The sequence below is a fragment of the Vagococcus acidifermentans genome, assembly GCF_003987655.1.
GTDB lineage: Bacteria > Bacillota > Bacilli > Lactobacillales > Vagococcaceae > Vagococcus_B > Vagococcus_B acidifermentans.
Genome location: NZ_NGKC01000039.1, coordinates 1 through 1,087 on the forward strand (window position 1 = coordinate 1; position 1,087 = coordinate 1,087).

Below are 1,087 nucleotides of genomic sequence, written 5' to 3' on the forward strand. Positions count from 1 at the left end.
TGTAAGCGCCTGATAAAACAGTATCTATCATCTGCTGCCACCCCCAAGTAAACTTGAGCTAACAAATAACTATGGAGGTGGCATATTTGCATAAACAAAATGAAATAATCCCTATTCAACTCATCGAAGAAGTCAAAAGTGCGGACAAAAAAACACCGCGTCCAGCGAGACTTGCGGTGCGGTTAAGACACAAAGATGGCAGCGAGGTATTGATCTATAACGGCATCAATCAATACATTCTTCAAGCAGTGTTAAAGGAGCTGAATACCGATGCTTCTTGATTTGACAGCTGTCAAACAGGTCTATATCGTGACTGGCTTTTGTGATTTACGCAAGGGAATCGATGGTCTGGCTGGTATCGTCCAACAAGACTATCAGATGGACGTCTATGATGATGCGATCTTTCTGTTTTGCGGCAGACGAAGCGACCGGTTCAAACTATTGTACTGGGATGGTGACGGCTGGCTGCTGTGCTATAAGCGTATCGAAAACGGACGCCTGCAATGGCCGCGCAAAAAAGACGAGGTGCGTCAGCTGACGCACCAACAAATACGTTGGTTGTTAGATGGGTTGTCGATCGACCAAAAACGAGCAATAAAACCCGGTGTTAACGGCCGATTTTAACAGAGAAAAAGTCGCGGAAAGGTTGATTTCATGCGCTTTCCCTCTGTTTTTTTGTGATGATTTATGGTATAATAATAACGTAATCAAATGATAGAAACGCGGTGGAAATAGTGGCTTTATGTGATGATAAGACTCTTAAAAATAACAAAAATCACGATGTTTCCATCTTGCTTCAAGTCATTGAGACGTTAAAAGGAACCATCGAGGATTTGAGAGGAACAATCGCATCCACAAATCAAGCCAATCAACACTTAATAGCTGAAGTTAAGTTATTGCGTGAACAAGTAGCTTATTTGACTGATAAACGCTTTGGCCGCTCCAAAGAAACATTATCGAATCAAGTCAGCGGCCAGCTTAGCCTATTTTCGGAAGACCAGCCATCAGAAGCAACATGTTCTGCAGAAACACCCGCAACGCAGACAGCCAGTGCCATCGAAGTCAATCAACACCGCCGAAAGGCCGG

At 43.7% G+C, this 1,087-nt stretch carries 3 protein-coding genes; all 3 read left to right on the forward strand.

Annotation, left to right across the window (positions count from 1 at the left end; genetic code table 11):
• Nucleotides 1-86 precede the first annotated feature (86 nt).
• Nucleotides 87-281, forward strand: a complete 195-nt coding sequence (locus tag CBF27_RS13995) for a hypothetical protein (RefSeq protein ID WP_126815264.1) — start codon at nt 87-89, stop codon at nt 279-281.
• Nucleotides 271-624, forward strand: a complete 354-nt coding sequence (gene tnpB, locus CBF27_RS14000) for an IS66 family insertion sequence element accessory protein TnpB (protein WP_126815311.1) — start codon at nt 271-273, stop codon at nt 622-624. The genes CBF27_RS13995 and tnpB overlap by 11 nt, the downstream gene beginning before the upstream one ends.
• A 200-nt stretch (nt 625-824) precedes the next feature.
• The coding region (locus CBF27_RS14455) for an IS66 family transposase (RefSeq protein ID WP_425469932.1) at nt 825-1,087 on the forward strand (263 nt) is incomplete at its 3' end.

Bases quoted from the DNA above. Each gene is read 5' to 3' on its own strand.
- tnpB (WP_126815311.1), top strand. From the start codon at position 271: ATGCTTCTTGATTTGACAGCTGTCAAACAGGTCTATATCGTGACTGGC.